This is a genomic window from Legionella qingyii (assembly GCF_003184185.1).
In genome coordinates this window covers 151,301-168,843 of the sequence record NZ_QHJG01000008.1, presented here as the reverse complement: position 1 = coordinate 168,843, position 17,543 = coordinate 151,301, and the positions used below count along the sequence as shown (strand labels likewise).

The following is a 17,543-nucleotide window of genomic DNA, read 5'->3' as shown; positions in this document are numbered from 1 at the left end:
GCTGTTTTTTTCAATCTGTAGCTTATTTTGTCTCAAATAACCTAGGGTATACCTAAATGATGAGAGTTGCTATTATCTCTCTAATACATAATTAAATAGTGTAGGTATATGCTATGACTACCGTGAGTGAATACTTTAATGAGAATTGGCAACGTTATCAAAGCGCGATTAAAAATAACATGTTATTTCATCGGGAAATGTTGCAGGCGTTACAAAAATTTCTCTTGACTCATATAGGAAATCGCCCTTTTTCTTTTGTGGATGTTGGATGTGGCGACAGCAGTACAGTTGTTTCTGTACTTGCAACCACTTCCATCGAAAAATATATAGGCATTGATGCAGCACAAGATGTTTTAAAAATGGCAGAAAATACACTGGATCCACTTAATTGTGAAAAAGAGTTCATTGCAGATAACATGACGGTCGCTCTTCCTCGTTTGCCAGGTCCAGTCGATGTGATTTTCACCAGTTATGCCGTTCATCATTTATCCTTACACGATAAAAAAAATTTCATTGCTACATGCAAACAAAAATTAAACCCTAATGGCTTTTTGTTAATGGTTGATGGTGTTCTCAAACAGGATCAGACACGGGATGAATGGTTGGATGCTTTGCAATCACGTATGGTTGAAACCAACCCTGAAATCACTGGTGATGAGATTGTTGCACGGATGGAGCATCCGCGCGCTGATGATTACCCCGAACACATTGATACCTTTGCGCAAATTGCCCGCCAGCAATCTTGGAGTAATTTTCAAGTCCTTGTAGACAAGGGAATATTTGCTTTTATGACCTTTACTAAATAACCTTTTTGCCTGGATGTGGCGCAGCAAACTCGGGGATTATTGGAGCATTCCATAATCCCGGTACAGAAACTATGTAAACAATTGAGCTTTTATTGCATTTATATAGATTTTATCAATTATTCCTATAATCAGTGATGCAGGGCCTGAAGCACCACTTGAAGTTGGTCCAACGCATTCGGCATAAAAATGCACTGCATTTTTAGCAGCTAAAAATGGATCTTTGATTACAGAATTAAAAACACTAATAATTGCCGAAAGTAAATTACTTATCCCAGCTACTTTTTGCACCAGCTCAGAATCAAAATTAAATTGATCGATTCGATCTGCGCTGACTACTAGATGTCTTTTTCCACTGACAACCACTGATAGATTATATTTTTTTGATAATGATTTCGCATTTTCTATTATTACTTTATCTTCAAGAAGATGGTTGCTATCTTGGATTACTAGGTCGCCAGTCACCAAACTGGCAACTTCATTAGGATAGCCACGAATAATTGAAATTTGATGCTTTTTTATCATGTCTATTGCAACATCTGTTCGGTATCGACTTGCACCCGCTCCGACCGGATCTAAAATAATAGGAATATTTTGCTGGTTTGCTATCTTACAGATGTAATTACTTAGTTTAACAAACGCATTATCCAATTTACCTAGATTGATCACCACGGCTTTGGAAATTCCCAATAATTCTTCAACTTCCTCTTCTGCGCTACACATTAATGGGAATCCACCGATACTACGTATTCCACTTGCTACATATCCCATAGGAAAATAATTGGTGATGTTTAATATAAAAGGTTTTTGTTGTCTTATTTTCCTTAAGGCTTCATTTATTTCAGGTGTCATGAAAAAGTCCATTTTTCAATAAGGTTAATTGAAATTACTTTAGCGCACTTTTTGAATTACAACTACTGAATTGATGAGTCAAGTAAATTCTTAATACTACATACAGTGAGTATGAAAAGTACAGTTCATTTAACAGGTGATGGTTTGCTTTTTCAAGTAAGTCGAACTAAGTTTAAATTCTATGGACGGAATTTTAATCTCAAGGAGAGTATAAATGTCAAAACATAATAAATTTAAAAATGAGTCACAAGATGCACGTCGCCATGATCAACAACATTCTGCTCATTCTGATAAAATGAAACCTACTCATGAAAAATCTAAAGTAGAATCTCATCCTAATAAGAAGAAATAAATCAAAATAATTGTTATGATACAGGCCTTACCTTGCGCAAAGGTAAGGCCAATTGAAAGATTATTAATAGCAACGTAATTGACCCCAAACATTTCGCCAGCAGCCTGGATGATATGGAGCTGGTCTTGCATTAGGTCCTGGGCTATTGAGTACGCACATACCATACATATTCCTATGATATCCATGTCCGCATCCTTGAGCTGCGCTGGCGATGGACGTATAACCTACAGCAAAGAATAATGAACCGACTATAACAGTTGTACGTATTATTTTTGAAATACATGAACTTGTACTCATTACTTCCTCCTTGGTTTTACTTTTTTTTTTACTCAGCTTAAGTATAGAGTTTATTTTTTGAAATGTATAAATCTAAGCCAAATATATATATTCCGTTTCTATGTGGTTTGAAAAAAACCAAATGCCCTCGTTAAAATAGTGCTTTTTGACCCGCGCATATTCTAAGTACATGTTTCAAATTCCTACCATTCATCATCCCATAAGCTTAATTGTTTGCATGCTCCTTCTTCCTTTTTACAAAACTTCCTTATTTCTAAATCATGAGCGGGTTCAATATTTAACTGATATTTTTTTTACAAGCAAGATGAAATCGAGTTTTTAAAAGATTGGCGTATTCTCCTTCGCCACGCATACGGATTCGGAGAGAGTCATTATGACTAATTACCGATTTGGAATGTTCGGGGAATAAAAATGTTTCTAAAGGAGGAAGGATATCTTCTTCTATATCCCAGCCATCAGCAAAATGCTCACGTGTTTGTGGTTCAAATCGGCCATCTGGATTACTAAGAGCACCTCGATTTTTAATGGTCTGAGTGGGTTTCATAACGACAGGGAATAAATCAAATGCAGGCTTATTGTAACATATGCTCAAAGAAACAGAGGGAATGAATCGCAGACAGTTTTATTCTATAGGTCGGTTTATTACCGAGGCGGTCATTCTCGAAATGCAGGTTAGTTTTTCTTGTTCATTAAAGATTTTAACTTGCCAAACTTGAGTGGAACGTCCCAGATGAAGAGGGGTGGTAATTGCTGTAACTATCCCTTCTTTAACGGAGCGAATATGATTGGCATTTATTTCCAAACCGACACAAAAAAATTGATTCACATCAATAACTGAGTTTGCTGCTGTACTGGCTACTGTTTCGGACAATGCGACATTAGCACCTCCATGAAGAATACCTATAGGTTGCCTGGTGCGTTCATTTACGGGCATGGTTGCTTTTAGGAAATCATTGCCTATTTCAATAAATTGGATGCCAAGAAATTCAGACATAGTATTTTGTCCAAATCGATTGAGATCTTCCAGGGTAATTTCTTTAAACCATATAGCCATTTTTAACTCCTTTTTATTAGGGGCTTTTTCATTTCTACTATTATGTTTGCAAAATGTAAAATAACCTAAAATAAGATAAACTTTATTTATCCAAAAACCAATAAGAAATTTTTATGACAAATCAAGCATGTATGAAATGTTATATTTCGGGAAAAGTCCAAGGAGTATGGTATCGCGCCTCAGCACAAAGAGAAGCAAGGAAGTTGGATATTACAGGATGGGCGCGAAATCTGGATGATGGGCGCGTAGAAGTTTTTGCTTGTGGTAAGGTTGACAAGTTAAAACAATTTTATGCATGGTTAAAGGAAGGCCCCCAATTTGCTGTTGTAGATGAATGTACTTATGAAGAATTCATTTGGGAGGAATATCAAGGGTTTGATACCTTTTAAGTAAAACTTAATCTACCTGGGTGCAGCGAAGCGCTTTCACCCAAGTTTAGAGTATAACTTAATAAAATGTTCTATGGATTCAATTAATCGAAAGACCTGATCGGGTACAAATATTTCAAGTTGTGCAAAGACATGGATCATTCCTTTAAACTCTTCTAATTCAACAGAAACTCCTAGGCTTTCTATTTTTTTTGCAAAAGCGATTGCTTCATCAAATAGAGGATCGTATTCAGCAGCTGCAATATAGCAGGGTGGTAATAATTCCAAATGTTTAAAATACATTGGTGATGCTTGAATTCGATCTGCACCATTTTTGAAATAATTGTCAAAATACCATTTAATTTTTTCTCGTGTGAGTAAGAAACCTTCTCCATTGCGTTGATATGATTCATAGTTCATAGAGAAATCTACAGAAGGATAAATTAATGCTAATCCTTTAATCGCATGATCACCTTGTTCTTTCATTTGATGGCAGACCGAAAGCGCTAAATTTCCTCCAGCACTGTCACCTGCTAAAAAAACTTGTTGGGTATCTACTTGAAACTCTTTGAGTAACTCAACTCGTTGTTCAAAAACTGAGATACAATCTATTAGTCCTGCTGGATATGGAAATTCTGGAGCTAAACGATATCCAACAGAAATAACCACAGCATGACTGGTAACAGCAATTCGCCGGCAAAGTGCATCATGTGTATCGATACTTCCAGATAAATGTCCACCACCATGAAAATAAATAATTAAGGGTAATTTTTTTTGTGGCGCTGGATGATATATTCGTGTCGTTATCTCATGTTCAGCACATTGCAACACTGGATTGCTGATCAGAGGAACAAATAATTTGGGAAGGGCAAAAGCCTCAGCTGTCTTTTCAGCAAGATCACGCACTTCCTCAGGTATAAAGACAGCAGGTTTTGTATTGGTCAAATCCAAAAAATTTTGCAGCGATTGTGGTATATGACCATTTACCATTGCTGTCTCCCTCCACTGAGCTAAAGAGCCAAATATTTAATCTGAATCACCTGATAACACTAACTTATTATTTACTTTTAGAGTTTTTATCAATAATAGCCCAACAACAAGCAGCCAAACGATACTTAAAATAATAATAAAACTTAATAAAGGATTGACCATCAGATAGCCCATAACTATGACACCGAGTGTTGCAAAACACATATTAACAAAACTCATCATCGCTGCAGCACTGGCTTTGTCGCTCAGCGCATTAGAAGCAACAAATGAACCGCCTGAAAATAGGAAACTACTAAATAAATACAGGCTGGCAGTAATTAGGAAAAACCATAATGAAGATTGACTTCCAGTGTGCCACATCATCAATAAATTAAGTATCCCAAGGGCAACGCCAAAAAAGCCAATGGCAATGAGTCGATTTGCTGAGAAACGAGCAAGTAATTGTTTGGCAAATAATCCTCCCAAGAGCATGCCAACAATGTTGAGAATATTCCAATAACCATACTCCGCTGCCGAGAGTTTCAATAGTTCTTCTGCAATTTGAGGTCCCGCAGCAGAAAAACAATAAGATATTGCTGAACAACAGCCTACTACTAATGAAAAAATTACCAGTTTAGCAGAAGCAAGAGCAGCATAATAATCACGGATGATCGTCAAGACATGTATTGATTTGGGCTGAGTCAATGTTTCACTAAATACACAAGTTCCCCAGAGCATGATTAATCCATGTATAAGCAATATCCAAAAACATCCTTGCCAGTGAAGATATTCAGTAACTAATCCACCAATTACCACAGCGATTCCAATGCCAAGAGCAAAGGACAATACAGAATATGCCATAGCAGTTTTACGCTGAGTTTCGGGTAACCATTCATTAATTAACATGAATGTACAAGCGAGTCCGCTGGCAGCACCTAAAGCCGTTATTAACCGTCCCCCAACAAGCAACCAATAACTTCCTTGTAACAATGCGAACAAGCAAACGACGATTCCAAGTAAGTTAATCACCAGTCCAGTGCGTAGAGCCTTTAAACGTCCATATCGGTTAGCAAGTGGTGCATAAACTAATTGACCTGCTACATAACCAATCAAAAAAGCGGAAACTATCCATTCGATAATGCCCGGACCTAAAGCATATTCAGTTTGAATTTTTGGTAAAGCAGGGGTGATAATCGCTGCAGAAACTGATGCAATGGAAATGTAGTTAAGCAACCAAAAAAGATTAAATGAGGATGTTTTTTCTGTTGCACTCATGACTGTCCTTAAAGTGACTTTAAAATAAAGGGGGTTTATTGTAAGCGCTTCTTCATCTTAGTCAACATATTTCTTGGGAGTTAGTGTTTGTGATTCATCATGGAGTGGTTATGATTATAAACACAAAATGTAAGTTTAGGTTGATCTTATTCTATAGGTGCTTTGCGGAATGTCCTGACGGTTTTGTTTGTTTTATTCTCAATAATTTCACCGCGAATATCATCAAAGTGGCTATTAACTTGAATTAACATCCAGGTATAAAGCTTATCGAGATCATCTCCTGTTTGGGTCGCGACTCTTTCTTCTTTACAGTAAACATGTGCAGTAAATTGCTTGCTCATTTTAAGAATCCTTTGATCCAAACTTATATATAAGCTTAGCTATTTTTATCGGATTCACCACGTTATAAAGGGATATATTGAACTATAATTTAAATAGGAGAGTTATATATCAGGAGATTGTTATGGGTACCAATTTTTTAGCAGCAGTACTAGGTTGGTATCTGGTAATTGTGAGCCTGCTTTTACTTGTACGACGTGACATTGTAGTTACCGCAATGAGGGAATTGATGTCGCAACGAGCTGTCATGTTAGTTGTTGGTATCATGACCTTAATTATTGGATTATTAATGGTTCTTAGTCATAACGTATGGGTAATGGGATGGCCTGTCATTGTTACAGTTTTTGCTTGGCTAATACTGATTGGCGGCTTATTTAGGCTCTATTGTCCAGATACCGTATATAAAATTTGGAATAGAGTGATAGATAAATCGGAACTATTTATCACGATTGCTGTCATCACATTAATCATTGGCCTATTTTTGTTGTACAAAGTTTATTTTGGTTGATGAAATGATATAAGCTTGGGGAGCAATGAATCCTCCGAGTTTATTCTGTATTTCGCAGCTATATTTTGAGCCGCTTGGTGAAACGGCTCAAATAAGTTTGGACTAATTAATACATAAATGATCCAAGTGATGCGGATTCAGATCTGTACTCACTATAAAAATATTTCATATCCTCATAAAGCTCCTTTAATTCTTCTACATCATACATTCCTCTTTGAGCTTGTTTGTTTAACTGAATGTATGTTTCAATAAAATCTTCTATTTTGTATTTTATTTTTAAATCGCTCAGGTCTTCGGTTTTTTTGATTTCGATAATGAAATCATCCAATTCAGTTTTAATTTTTTCATACTCTTCTTTGCTTCCTAGAATTTTCACTTTAGTTTCTGATTTATTAAGGGATTGATACAATAAATAGAGTGCAAGCAAGCCAATGGGAACTAAAATAATAACTCCAAGATATACACCTGAAAGATCTGTATGAGATTGCTCATTTTGCGCACGACATACAGGCATATCCTGATCGACACAGGCTGCTATGGCAGGTGGTTGCTCTGCTGGGAGTCGGCATATCGATATTTCGGAGTTCAAGTTGGGAGGGCAAATGTCTACAGGTTGATTTTTGTTTGACTCAAAAAATGAGGGTCGTAGTTTAGGTTGGTGATGAGGTGGTTGCTGCGATTTTGGTTGTTGTAATAGCTGTAATTTTTCAGGTTCTTTGGGGGGATTCAGCCCTTTGATAGAATATTGAAATGAGATCCAGCGGTGCATCGAATCCATTAATGCATTTAATTCCTGAGCTTGTCCGGCAAGTGTTGCGAAATCAGTATCCTTCATTTTAGGACCATTTAAATGAGCAATAACATAATTGACTTGTTGTTTTAGTACTTGGTTCGTTTTGGAAAGATCCACTGTTGTGGACGGAAATTGTGCCAATGTATCTTGATTTGCAATAAAGGTATTTAACTTTGTTTGCTCAGAGGTTAACCATTTTTTGATTAAGGATAAATTTTGTTCCTCTTGAATCGCTTTATGATATGCATTTGTATTAGCGTGGATAACTTCTTCAATATGAATTGAGGATTCATCAATAAAATAGTCAATTTGTTTCAGTAATAAAGATAATTGCTCCTTAAATTGAAGAACCGTATACACTTCGCCCGCTTGCCCTAATAGATCCATAGTATGAGTAATGACTTTTTGAAACTGGTCGAGTTCATTTAAATCCGTTATTGCTTTAGCATAATTATCTAATACGTTATCTTGCATATTTACTAATTGGAAATCAGGACAGTTTTTAAGTTGGTCCGCTGTTAGGTGCAATTTAGAAATAGGGCTATCTACGATTGCGGTTGAACTTTTCCCACATTCTTTTACTGCTTGAGTAGGGTAGGCTTTTAAATCAGCAGGTTTATCGATTGCGAAGGTATAGGGATGAGGATTAACCGGATTTGCATTTAGAGCAAAATGCAATACTCTGTTCCGCGTGGTGGATAATTGTTCAATCGTTTTTGATAATTCGCCAAGGCGATCTCTTAATAATTGTGATTCAATTCTGTGGGTTAATTGCGGCTGAATTTCATCATCAATTGTACTGCGGAAATTGGCCAAAAATAATCGATCCGAACCTACAAACGGAGAGATATTTTTTTCAATAGTCCGTACGTAACGAGTGACTAACTCTAGTTGCTCGCTTGTTTGCTTGATATTTGGATTTTGACTTATTCCCTTCAGTATATGATTAAGATCCAACAAGAAGAAATTCATGGGTTGATTTAAATGATCTTGGCGTAAATCCTGATTTCTTAATAATAAATAATCACCAGTTTTTTGCATTAATTGATACAAAGCAGACCATTGCAGGCGTTGACTATCAATAGGTTGGACATGAAAATCATCTCGGGTTAAAGCGTGACGCGTCTTGAATGCATTAGAGTAAAACCAGGAATGCTCATAAACATTGATTAAAGCCTGGGAATCATCAGCGAACCAGGAACTGGGGTTAGCTAAATAATCAGGATGAATCCCTGAGTTGGCGCGTGCTTTAAGTATCCATGCTCTTTGCTCTAATTCTTCCTCGGTATAACAGGACTCTGAATGGAGCCAAAAACGAGAATGATGAGGTTGGGGTTGATATGACGCGTAATACTCCTTTTTTTCCTTTGCCATACTTCTCACTCCTTGAGATTTAGAATAACCGGAAGGTTATTGTACGGATGGTAACTAAATAGAATATTTTTGAGCCAATTAATTTGATAACATTCTTTAGGTGAATATGCAACAATAAGAATTGACATTTGGAATTGTGGTGCAGCATTCGGATTTTTGTTAAATTATATTTTTTAACTTAAATGAGTAACTTATGCCTTCTTTTGATATTGTCTCTGAAACAAACATGGTTGAATTACGTAATGCGGTTGATAATGCTGTGCGCGAAATGGGTACGCGCTTTGATTTTCGGGGTGTAGAGTCAAGCATTGAACTTAAAGAACTGACGGTGACATTACGAGCTGAAGCAGATTTTCAAGTTAGGCAATTAGAGGATCTATTCCGTAATCATTGCAGTAAACGCAATGTTGATGCTTCGGGAGTGGAAATAGAAGATGAGCCAGTGCACAGTGGAAAATTTTATTCCTTAAATATGACTTTTAAGCAAGGAATCGATCAACCAATAGCTAAAGAGATTGTGAAATGTATAAAAGATTCCAAGATTAAGGTTCAGGCGTCTATTCAGGGAGACAAAGTTCGTGTAACAGGTAAAAAGCGCGATGAATTGCAAGAGACAATCGCTCTTTTGAAGAAATCAAACATCAAATTGCCATTGCAATATGAGAATTTTCGAGATTAATTTTTGAAATACTGTCAGAAAAATTTTCTTCTATAAAATGGGGGAGAAATAGTAAGCCCCTCATCCGTTTTGTCGGCACCTTCTCCTCAAAGGGAGAAGAGACATCTGTTTGTTGAATAAAAAAACTCTATTAGTATAACTCGGTTAGTTGAATAAAAGGTTCCCTCTCCCATTATGGGTGAGGGAGATAGATATCTTAGTTTAATTCACAATTTCATCAATTTTGGCAGAAATCCTTGCTGATAAATAAGGATCTTTTTTTGCCAGGCCACGGGCTACTTTAAGTTGAGCTACCGCTGCTCTTTTTTGTCCCTCAAGAAGTAAACATTGAGCCTGAGTAAAATAGGCATAACTTTTTTGATGTGATTGCGCTTGGGCTCGAGCTAACTCGCGACACAAAGGAAGATCGTGTTTATATTTTCTGCTTCCTTTAAGCAAGATACCGGTTGCTTTCTCATTTTGATTCGCAGCCAACAAACCTTGAGCGTATGCCATAAGTGCAGCGTAATTGTCCGGATAGTTTTTTTGTATTTCTTCTAATCGAGAGAGTGCTGCTTTATGTTGGGACATTCCTGTTTCAGCTTGCGCCATAGCAATTTGAAAATAGAGATTATTATTTTCTGCCAATAAAGGAGTCAAAATAGTAGCTGCTTTTGCATAATTATTATTATTAATTAAGGTAAGGGCATGGCCATATTGACAGGCATGGGCGGGAGTTCTTTTGTTGCATTGATGCTCATAATAATCAAATAACGTCTTAGGATCTTGAGTTACAGATGTGCGGATTAATTCCTTAACTAAAGGATACTCAGGAGAATCTACATGTTTTTGGGGTGAAGATTGTGCGATACGGTTTTCTGCTTCAGCTATCCTGTCTCCATCCAGCGGGTGGGTACGTAGAATGGCAGGTACGTTTGCTGTGTAGTAATAACGTGAATTTTCCTGCATTTTTTTAAAAAAAGCAGCCATACCTTTGGGGTTATATCCAGCTTTAGTCAACATATCAATACCGATCCTATCCGCCTCTTTTTCTTTGGAGCGGGTAAAATTGATATTGTCTTGTGAGAATCCTGTTAAGGCTCCCATCATTCCAGCCATTCCAACTGTGGGATTAATTACTCCTAAAGCAGCAGATGCCAGTATGGACGCAAGCATAGGAACACGCATTTGTTTTTGATGTTCGATCATTCTGTAGAGATGATGCAAACGTACGTGTGCGATTTCATGGGCCATTACCCCAGCAAGCTCACTTTCAGTACTGGTGGTTAAAATAAGTTGTGAATTGATACCTATATGTCCACCAGGACCTGCAAATGCATTGATTTCATTTGATTTTACTATAAAAAAATCAGGTGTTTTAATATGACCCGCATGAGCAAGGTTTTTCCCAATGCGATTAATATATTGGCTTGCCAATGGATTTCGTTCTACGCTTTCTGATTGATTGATTTGTTGCACGAATTCTTTTTCCAGTTGTTCCAACTCACTGGTTGAGAATGGAGACAGACCTTCGGCAAAAGAAGGCTGGGCAAAAATACTCGCTAACAGTATCCAACATATGCTTTTCTTAATTTTCAATTTAATCATTAGGCTACTCAAAAATTGAATAATTTGTTATCATTCACACATCGTAACTACTCATCCTCTCTCGTTATCCCGCCGTTTGTCCTTTGGGATTACGCCTATTTAGTGTTGAGCAGTTACCTTGCATCATAGAAAGGTACTTAAACAATGCACAAAAAGTTTTTGCTCGCAGCACTTGAACAGGCCCGGATTGGACAAGGCCATTGCGCCCCTAATCCCTGTGTTGGCGCGGTTGCTGTGCAAAATGGAAATATTATAGCACAAGCAAGTCATGGAGGTGCAGGGACTCCGCATGCAGAACAATTATTGTTAACACAGATTCCTCCTAAAATGCCAGGGGTTTGTCTATATATTTCTCTTGAGCCATGTAATCATTGGGGAAGAACACCACCTTGTGTTGATGCGATTATTAATCATGGAGTGGAGGAAGTTGTTTTTGCTTATTTGGATCCTAATCCAGTTGTAGCTAAAAATAATTCCTCAGAAAAATTACGTGCCCATGGAATTAAGGTGACGCATTATCCTGTAGATGAAATTACCGAATTTTATAAAAGTTACTCCTACTGGACTGTAACCAAAAAGCCAAGAGTAACAGTGAAAATTGCGCAAACGCTAAATGGTAAAATTGGACGCTCGGTAGGGGAGCGTGTTATTTTGTCGAATGCTTTATGTGAAGAGTTCACGCATCAAATGCGTGCTGCCGCGGATGTGATTCTTACTACTGCCAAAACAGTGGGTCTGGATAATCCCAAGATGAACGTGCGTTTAGGCCAGGAAGAACAGGCAAAGCCTGTTGCAATTATTGATAGGCAGTTGAGTCTTGGCCTACAATCTATAATTTTTTCAACCGCGGCTCATTGCCATGTGTATCATTGCAATGAGCGAGAAGTTTCTTATCCTAACAGTACTTTGCATTTCATGCCCATGAAAAATGGAGTAATGGATTTAGATGCTGTGATCAGCCATCTTGGTGAGCAGGGATATCATGATGTTTGGGTTGAAGCAGGAGGGGCCCTTTTTAGTGCACTGCACCAAGAAAGGTTAGTTCATCGAACTTATTTATATATTGTTCCAAGTATTTTGGAGCACGATGCAATTTCAGCATACCAGCAGAGTGGGATATTTGACCGAGCGCATACTATTTCTTGGCATGCTATGGGCGACAATATGATAGCATGTCTGGATTGGCTGGAGGATTAAATGAACACTGGATCAAATGAGGTCGCGTTATGAAGTATTCATTAGCTACAATAGAACACGCAGTGGAAACACTCAAAGCCGGTAAAATGGTTATTTTAATGGATGATGAAGATAGGGAAAATGAAGGGGATCTGGTTGTAGCCGCTGATTATGCAACGCCAGAAGTAATTAATTTTATGTCTCGTCATGGTTGTGGTTTGATCTGCTTGTCTATGGCTGATGAACTAATTGATAAATTACAATTACCAATGATGGCGCAAAACAATAGGTCTCCTTATGGTACTGCATTTACTGTATCTATTGAGGCCGCAGAAGGTGTATCAACAGGTATTTCCGCTAAAGATAGGGCTCAGACTATTAAAGTCGCAATTGCTGCTGAGAGTGGCCCTACTGATGTTATTTCTCCAGGACATGTTTTTCCTTTGCGTGCCAAGAAAAAAGGCGTTTTAGAACGTCCTGGACAGACAGAGGGTAGTGTTGACTTAGCAAAACTCGCTGGTTTAACTCCTGCCGCTGTAATTTGTGAAATTATTAACGAAGATGGCACCATGAGTAGACGTGATGAATTGGTTGCATTTTCCGAAAAATATAATATTCCTCTGGTAACGATTAAAGATTTGATAGAATATCGAATTCGTCATGAAATGTTAGTCAAAGCGGCTGCTTCAACACGTATTCCTTTGCAAGACAAAGGTGATTTTAATATGACTGTTTTTGCAAATGAACTTGATTGTGCAGAACATTTTGCATTGGTGAAGCCGCCTATATTTGCTAATCGCGCGCCTCTAGTGCGTATTCATTCGGAATGTATTACAGGTGATATTTTTGGCTCTTGTAAGTGCGATTGTGGCAATCAATTGGAACAGTCTTTGTCCCTGATTGCGGCTGAGGGTGGTGTTTTAATCTATTTACGCCAGGAAGGGCGAGGAATTGGTTTAGCAAATAAACTAAAAGCTTATGCCTTGCAGGAGCAAGGTTGGGATACCGTTGATGCGAATCATCAACTAGGTCTTCCTGCAGACAGCAGAAATTATGCAGTTGCCTATCAAATAATTAAATATTTTGGTATTGATGCAATAAGATTATTAACCAATAATCCATCAAAAATTGCTGCTGTTGAATGTTATGGAGTAAAGGTTATGGAGAGAGTGCCTTTAGAAATAGAACCTACTAAGGAAAGTCACAGATATTTAAAAACTAAGAAAGAGAAAATGGGGCATTTATTGGCGATAACTTAGGTCAGTGTTTTGATTCGTTTGTAGCCACGGTATATTGTAGCCTGGGTGCAGCGTAACGGAACCCGGGTCTTAATAAATCCAAGTTCCGTTACGCTGCACCCAAGCTACAATGGAATCCGAATTCTCTATTTCTCTACTGAACAGTACTTAATTAGCAGGATACAAGGTCAATTATGACAAATTTTATTTTTATTACAGGTGGTGTGGTATCTTCCTTAGGAAAGGGCATTGCAGCTGCGTCGCTCGCTGCAGTTCTCGAGGCACGTGGTCTTAAAGTAACACTGATTAAGCTTGATCCCTATATTAATGTTGATCCTGGAACCATGAGTCCATTCCAGCATGGGGAAGTTTTTGTGACCAATGATGGTGCAGAAACAGATCTGGATTTGGGGCATTATGAGCGTTTCGTAAATTCAACTATGACAAAACGTAATAATTTTACTTCAGGGAAAATTTATGAAAATGTCATTAAAAAAGAAAGAAGAGGGGATTATTTAGGCGGAACGGTTCAGGTCATTCCCCATATTACTAATGAAATCAAACGATGCATTAAATTGGGTGCTGATGGTTTCGATGTGGCAATGGTTGAAATTGGTGGAACTGTAGGTGATATCGAATCATTGCCTTTTCTTGAAGCAATTCGTCAAATGCGAGTTGAATTAGGTTCCCAAAGAACTTTATTCATACATCTGACGTTAGTGCCTTATATTGCCACTTCTGGTGAGACGAAAACAAAGCCAACCCAGCACTCAGTAAAGGAATTGCGTTCTATAGGTATTCAGCCGGATATTTTGATTTGCCGCTCAGAAAAAGCTTTGCCTATGTCAGATAGAGCAAAAATTGCATTATTTACCAATGTGGAAAAAGAAGGGGTTATTTCGCTCGAAGATGCGCCGAGTATTTATCAAATTCCAAGAATATTGCATGAGCACGGACTCGATGAAATTGTTGTGAAAAAATTGGGACTTGATGTAAAACCTGCCGATTTAAGTGAGTGGGATCGTGTTGTGGCAATGAGTGCCGTTCAAACCGCGACTGTAAAAATTGCTATGGTCGGAAAATATATTGAATTGAATGATGCATATAAATCGATTAATGAGGCTTTACTGCACGCTGGACTTCATACTCAAACAAAAGTCGAAATTGTTTATTTGGATGCTGAGTTAATTGAAACTCACGGTGCTTCGCTTTTAGAAGGTATTGATGCGATTCTTGTCCCAGGCGGTTTTGGGGAGCGTGGTGTTGAAGGTAAAATTAAAGCTATCCAATATGCTCGAGAGCATAAAGTTCCTTTCTTGGGAATTTGTTTGGGAATGCAAACCGCAGTTATCGAATTTGCCAGAAATGTTGTTGGTTTAAAAGAAGCAAATTCTACTGAATTTAACAAAAATACCCCATATCCTGTCCTTGGATTAATTAATGAGTGGATGGATGCGGATGGTTCAAAAAAACTTCGTGATGAACATGGTGATTTAGGTGGTACAATGCGTTTAGGGGCGCAAATGTGCCAATTAGCAGAGGGTACATTGGCACGTAACGTTTATGAAAAACCTCAAATAATAGAGCGCCATCGTCATCGTTATGAGGTTAATAATAAATATGTAGAAAGCTTGGTTGAACATGGGTTGATTATCTCCGGACGTTCAGCAGATAATTCTTTGGTTGAAATGATAGAATTATCCGATCATCCCTGGTTTTTGGCATGCCAGTTTCATCCAGAATTTACATCGACTCCAAGAGCAAGTCATCCACTGTTTAAGCAATTTGTACTTGCTGCTCGCAAAAAACATCAAGGAAACAATCAAGAATGAAATTATGTGGATTTGAAGTAGGTATAGATAAGCCTTTATTTTTAATTGCTGGACCGTGCGTCATTGAAAGTGAAGAACTGGCTTTGGAAACCGCGGGTTATTTAAAGGAAATCTGCAAGCAATTGCAGATTCCTTTTATATATAAATCTTCGTTTGATAAAGCAAACCGTTCTTCTATATCCAGTTACAGAGGCCCTGGTTTTGAAAAAGGATTATCTATTTTAGAAAAAGTAAAAAATCAGGTGGGTGTTCCTGTTTTAACTGATGTTCATGAAGATACTCCATTGTTGGAGGTATCGAGTGTTGTGGATGTGTTACAAACTCCAGCGTTTCTATGCAGACAGACTAATTTTATCCAGAAAGTAGCATCGATGAATAAGCCTGTTAATATCAAAAAAGGGCAATTTTTAGCTCCTTGGGAAATGAAACACGTGATTGCCAAGGCAAAGGCATGCGGTAATGAGCAGATTATGGCATGTGAGCGTGGTGTAAGTTTTGGATATAATAATTTGGTTTCTGATATGCGTTCTTTAGCCATTATGCGAGAAACTGGTTGTCCTGTTGTCTATGATGCAACGCATTCGGTGCAGTTGCCGGGAGGAAATAATGGGGTTTCAGGTGGACAACGCGAGTTTGTTCCTGTTCTTGCTCGTGCTGCAGTAGCTGCAGGTATTTCAGGATTGTTTATGGAAACTCATCCTGATCCAGATAAGGCCTTGAGTGATGGTCCTAACAGTTGGCCTTTGGCTAAAATGAAACCCTTGCTGGAGTCATTAAAGGCGTTGGATAAAGTATATAAAAATACAGGGGAAATTGAGTAATCAATTTCTTCCTTCTACATCCCATGGGATTGGCATCATGCTATAATATATTTAAACCGTTCTTTTGAGCATATTATGAAAAAGTCTAAATGGCATGAAATTAAAAAGCTCGATACTCAAGAAAAATTGAGTAACGATGAAATTAATTATGATCCTATCGATACTAAAAAGGAATTAGATGAGATCGGGAGAATTTCTTATGATCCAATCGATACTCGACATGAAATGGAAGTTCTTACTAATACTCGCGTGGGTGCAACAGTTCTGCCTGCGCAACTGATGAACCAGAAAAATCCTTTAGATCCTATTGATACACCTGCTGAAACCGAAGATTTTGAGCCCAATGCCCCAAAACTTCGCTAATCTGTTACATTATTCTGATTTTTAGTCGCTTTTAATTGCTCACTATTTTTTAAATTTTTTAACCATTTTTTTTTCAGGGTTGGCTTTATGTAACTGGCGTAAAAACATGATAAATTGGGTACTATTGCCTTTATCTGCTTGCTTCCAGTAAACGCGACTTGTTCGCATGTTTAAAGCACCAAAAATTGTTTTCCCCCAGCGGCATTTTTCCGTATGAACTACTTTTGACATAAGGTTGATTTGAAAAATGTGTTTCATCCAAAAACAAGACTTCGATGTCTGACGGATTGTTTTGCTCAATCGACTCAACAATCTCATTAATACGAGATTTTTTTTCTTCTACACAAGGGGCATTTTTAGGTAATGTCTTAGAAAAACGTTTATAAACATAGCCCAGACGATTGAGCGATTTGACAATAGTGTTATCACACTCATAAGCCTTGTTTGCTGAACCTGTCTTTCAATACATTGATTTACCAACCCGCTTCTTGATAACCGTAGTCTTGAGGGACTGGCTGAGTAATTCTTCAAGCTGGCCTTCAATAGCAGGGGCTTTTTGCGCTGTGCGACCCGGTGGCTTTCTAGTTCTTAAACCTGCTGGCCCTTCTTGCAAATAGCGGTTAAGCCATAGTCGTATCGTAATGATGTTTCTGTCCAGGTAGCGTGCTATCTCTGGAGCCGATTTACCACCCGCAGACAGAAAAACATAGTGAGCTCGTTCACCAATATTCGTATTTTTTATAAGGCGAAGGCGCTGCAATTCGGAGCACTCAGATTCAGTTAAGGATATCCTTATCATTCTTTACACTTCAATTTATTAAAACGTGTGCCAAGGGTACATTATTTCTATGATTTGCACTGGA

The 17,543-nt window shown here is 37.9% G+C and carries 21 protein-coding genes; 10 read left to right on the top strand and 11 right to left on the bottom strand.

Annotation, left to right across the window (positions count from 1 at the left end; translation table 11 throughout):
* Positions 1 to 113: 113 nt before the first annotated feature.
* On the top strand, positions 114 to 806 hold the full coding sequence (locus DGG96_RS06805) for a class I SAM-dependent methyltransferase (RefSeq protein WP_110141424.1): 693 nt from the start codon (positions 114 to 116) through the stop codon (positions 804 to 806).
* 69 nt (positions 807 to 875) lie between these two features.
* On the opposite strand, the gene thiM is transcribed toward DGG96_RS06805, so the two are convergent.
* Positions 876 to 1,655, bottom strand: a complete 780-nt coding sequence (gene thiM, locus DGG96_RS06800) for a hydroxyethylthiazole kinase (protein WP_110141425.1) — start codon at positions 1,653 to 1,655, stop codon at positions 876 to 878.
* A gap of 214 nt (positions 1,656 to 1,869) precedes the next feature.
* Here thiM and DGG96_RS20775 point away from each other — a divergent pair, with 214 nt between their 5' ends.
* Positions 1,870 to 2,007, top strand: coding sequence for a hypothetical protein (locus DGG96_RS20775; protein WP_165831566.1), 138 nt, complete (start codon positions 1,870 to 1,872; stop codon positions 2,005 to 2,007).
* Positions 2,008 to 2,070: 63 nt separating this feature from the next.
* On the opposite strand, the gene DGG96_RS06795 is transcribed toward DGG96_RS20775, so the two are convergent.
* From DGG96_RS06795 to DGG96_RS06785, 3 genes are all read right to left on the bottom strand, one after another.
* Positions 2,071 to 2,304, bottom strand: a complete 234-nt coding sequence (locus DGG96_RS06795; protein ID WP_110141426.1) for a GCG_CRPN prefix-to-repeats domain-containing protein — start codon at positions 2,302 to 2,304, stop codon at positions 2,071 to 2,073.
* Between the two features lie 277 nt (positions 2,305 to 2,581).
* Complete coding sequence (locus tag DGG96_RS06790) at positions 2,582 to 2,848, bottom strand: hypothetical protein (protein WP_233590487.1); 267 nt, start codon at positions 2,846 to 2,848, stop codon at positions 2,582 to 2,584.
* A gap of 78 nt (positions 2,849 to 2,926) precedes the next feature.
* Positions 2,927 to 3,358, bottom strand: coding sequence for a hotdog fold thioesterase (locus DGG96_RS06785; protein WP_110141427.1), 432 nt, complete (start codon positions 3,356 to 3,358; stop codon positions 2,927 to 2,929).
* A 113-nt stretch (positions 3,359 to 3,471) separates the two neighbouring features.
* Between DGG96_RS06785 and DGG96_RS06780 the strand changes: the two genes are divergently transcribed.
* Complete coding sequence (locus DGG96_RS06780) at positions 3,472 to 3,747, top strand: acylphosphatase (protein WP_110141428.1); 276 nt, start codon at positions 3,472 to 3,474, stop codon at positions 3,745 to 3,747.
* Between the two features lie 36 nt (positions 3,748 to 3,783).
* Here DGG96_RS06780 and DGG96_RS06775 read toward each other — a convergent pair whose 3' ends face one another.
* The 3 genes from DGG96_RS06775 to DGG96_RS06765 form a co-directional block, all read right to left on the bottom strand.
* Positions 3,784 to 4,716: an alpha/beta hydrolase gene (locus tag DGG96_RS06775; RefSeq protein WP_110141429.1), complete on the bottom strand. Its 933-nt coding sequence runs from the start codon at positions 4,714 to 4,716 to the stop codon at positions 3,784 to 3,786.
* Between the two features lie 36 nt (positions 4,717 to 4,752).
* Positions 4,753 to 5,970 carry an MFS transporter gene (locus DGG96_RS06770; protein ID WP_110141430.1) on the bottom strand — a complete coding sequence of 406 codons (1,218 nt, stop codon included), beginning with the start codon at positions 5,968 to 5,970 and terminating at the stop codon, positions 4,753 to 4,755.
* A 146-nt stretch (positions 5,971 to 6,116) separates the two neighbouring features.
* Positions 6,117 to 6,311, bottom strand: a complete 195-nt coding sequence (locus DGG96_RS06765; RefSeq protein ID WP_110141431.1) for a hypothetical protein — start codon at positions 6,309 to 6,311, stop codon at positions 6,117 to 6,119.
* Positions 6,312 to 6,433: 122 nt separating this feature from the next.
* Between DGG96_RS06765 and DGG96_RS06760 the strand changes: the two genes are divergently transcribed.
* Positions 6,434 to 6,817, top strand: a complete 384-nt coding sequence (locus tag DGG96_RS06760; RefSeq protein WP_110141432.1) for a hypothetical protein — start codon at positions 6,434 to 6,436, stop codon at positions 6,815 to 6,817.
* Between the two features lie 106 nt (positions 6,818 to 6,923).
* Here DGG96_RS06760 and DGG96_RS06755 read toward each other — a convergent pair whose 3' ends face one another.
* Positions 6,924 to 8,984, bottom strand: a complete 2,061-nt coding sequence (locus DGG96_RS06755; RefSeq protein ID WP_110141433.1) for a hypothetical protein — start codon at positions 8,982 to 8,984, stop codon at positions 6,924 to 6,926.
* Positions 8,985 to 9,177: 193 nt separating this feature from the next.
* Between DGG96_RS06755 and DGG96_RS06750 the strand changes: the two genes are divergently transcribed.
* Positions 9,178 to 9,663, top strand: coding sequence for a YajQ family cyclic di-GMP-binding protein (locus tag DGG96_RS06750; RefSeq protein ID WP_110141434.1), 486 nt, complete (start codon positions 9,178 to 9,180; stop codon positions 9,661 to 9,663).
* Positions 9,664 to 9,864: 201 nt separating this feature from the next.
* On the opposite strand, the gene DGG96_RS06745 is transcribed toward DGG96_RS06750, so the two are convergent.
* Positions 9,865 to 11,250: a M48 family metalloprotease gene (locus DGG96_RS06745; RefSeq protein WP_110141435.1), complete on the bottom strand. Its 1,386-nt coding sequence runs from the start codon at positions 11,248 to 11,250 to the stop codon at positions 9,865 to 9,867.
* Positions 11,251 to 11,394: 144 nt separating this feature from the next.
* Here DGG96_RS06745 and ribD point away from each other — a divergent pair, with 144 nt between their 5' ends.
* The 5 genes from ribD to DGG96_RS06720 all read left to right on the top strand — a co-directional run bounded on the left by ribD (position 11,395) and on the right by DGG96_RS06720 (position 16,680).
* Positions 11,395 to 12,447, top strand: coding sequence for a bifunctional diaminohydroxyphosphoribosylaminopyrimidine deaminase/5-amino-6-(5-phosphoribosylamino)uracil reductase RibD (gene ribD / locus DGG96_RS06740; protein ID WP_110141436.1), 1,053 nt, complete (start codon positions 11,395 to 11,397; stop codon positions 12,445 to 12,447).
* Between the two features lie 29 nt (positions 12,448 to 12,476).
* Positions 12,477 to 13,685, top strand: coding sequence for a 3,4-dihydroxy-2-butanone-4-phosphate synthase (ribB, locus tag DGG96_RS06735; RefSeq protein ID WP_110141437.1), 1,209 nt, complete (start codon positions 12,477 to 12,479; stop codon positions 13,683 to 13,685).
* A 173-nt stretch (positions 13,686 to 13,858) separates the two neighbouring features.
* Positions 13,859 to 15,496 carry a CTP synthase gene (locus tag DGG96_RS06730; RefSeq protein WP_110141438.1) on the top strand — a complete coding sequence of 546 codons (1,638 nt, stop codon included), beginning with the start codon at positions 13,859 to 13,861 and terminating at the stop codon, positions 15,494 to 15,496.
* Positions 15,493 to 16,317: a 3-deoxy-8-phosphooctulonate synthase gene (gene kdsA / locus DGG96_RS06725; RefSeq protein ID WP_110141439.1), complete on the top strand. Its 825-nt coding sequence runs from the start codon at positions 15,493 to 15,495 to the stop codon at positions 16,315 to 16,317. Before DGG96_RS06730 ends, kdsA begins: the two co-directional genes overlap by 4 nt.
* Positions 16,318 to 16,392: 75 nt before the next feature.
* A complete protein-coding gene (locus tag DGG96_RS06720) occupies positions 16,393 to 16,680 on the top strand; it encodes a hypothetical protein (RefSeq protein ID WP_110141440.1) in 288 nt (95 codons plus the stop codon).
* 42 nt (positions 16,681 to 16,722) lie between these two features.
* Here the strand turns inward: DGG96_RS06720 and DGG96_RS06715 are convergent, their stop codons facing one another.
* Positions 16,723 to 16,938, bottom strand: coding sequence for a hypothetical protein (locus DGG96_RS06715; protein WP_133249324.1), 216 nt, complete (start codon positions 16,936 to 16,938; stop codon positions 16,723 to 16,725).
* Positions 16,939 to 17,140: 202 nt separating this feature from the next.
* Positions 17,141 to 17,479 (bottom strand): helix-turn-helix domain-containing protein, encoded by a 339-nt coding sequence (locus tag DGG96_RS06710; RefSeq protein WP_110141442.1) that lies wholly within the window; start codon positions 17,477 to 17,479, stop codon positions 17,141 to 17,143.
* Positions 17,480 to 17,543 lie beyond the last annotated feature (64 nt).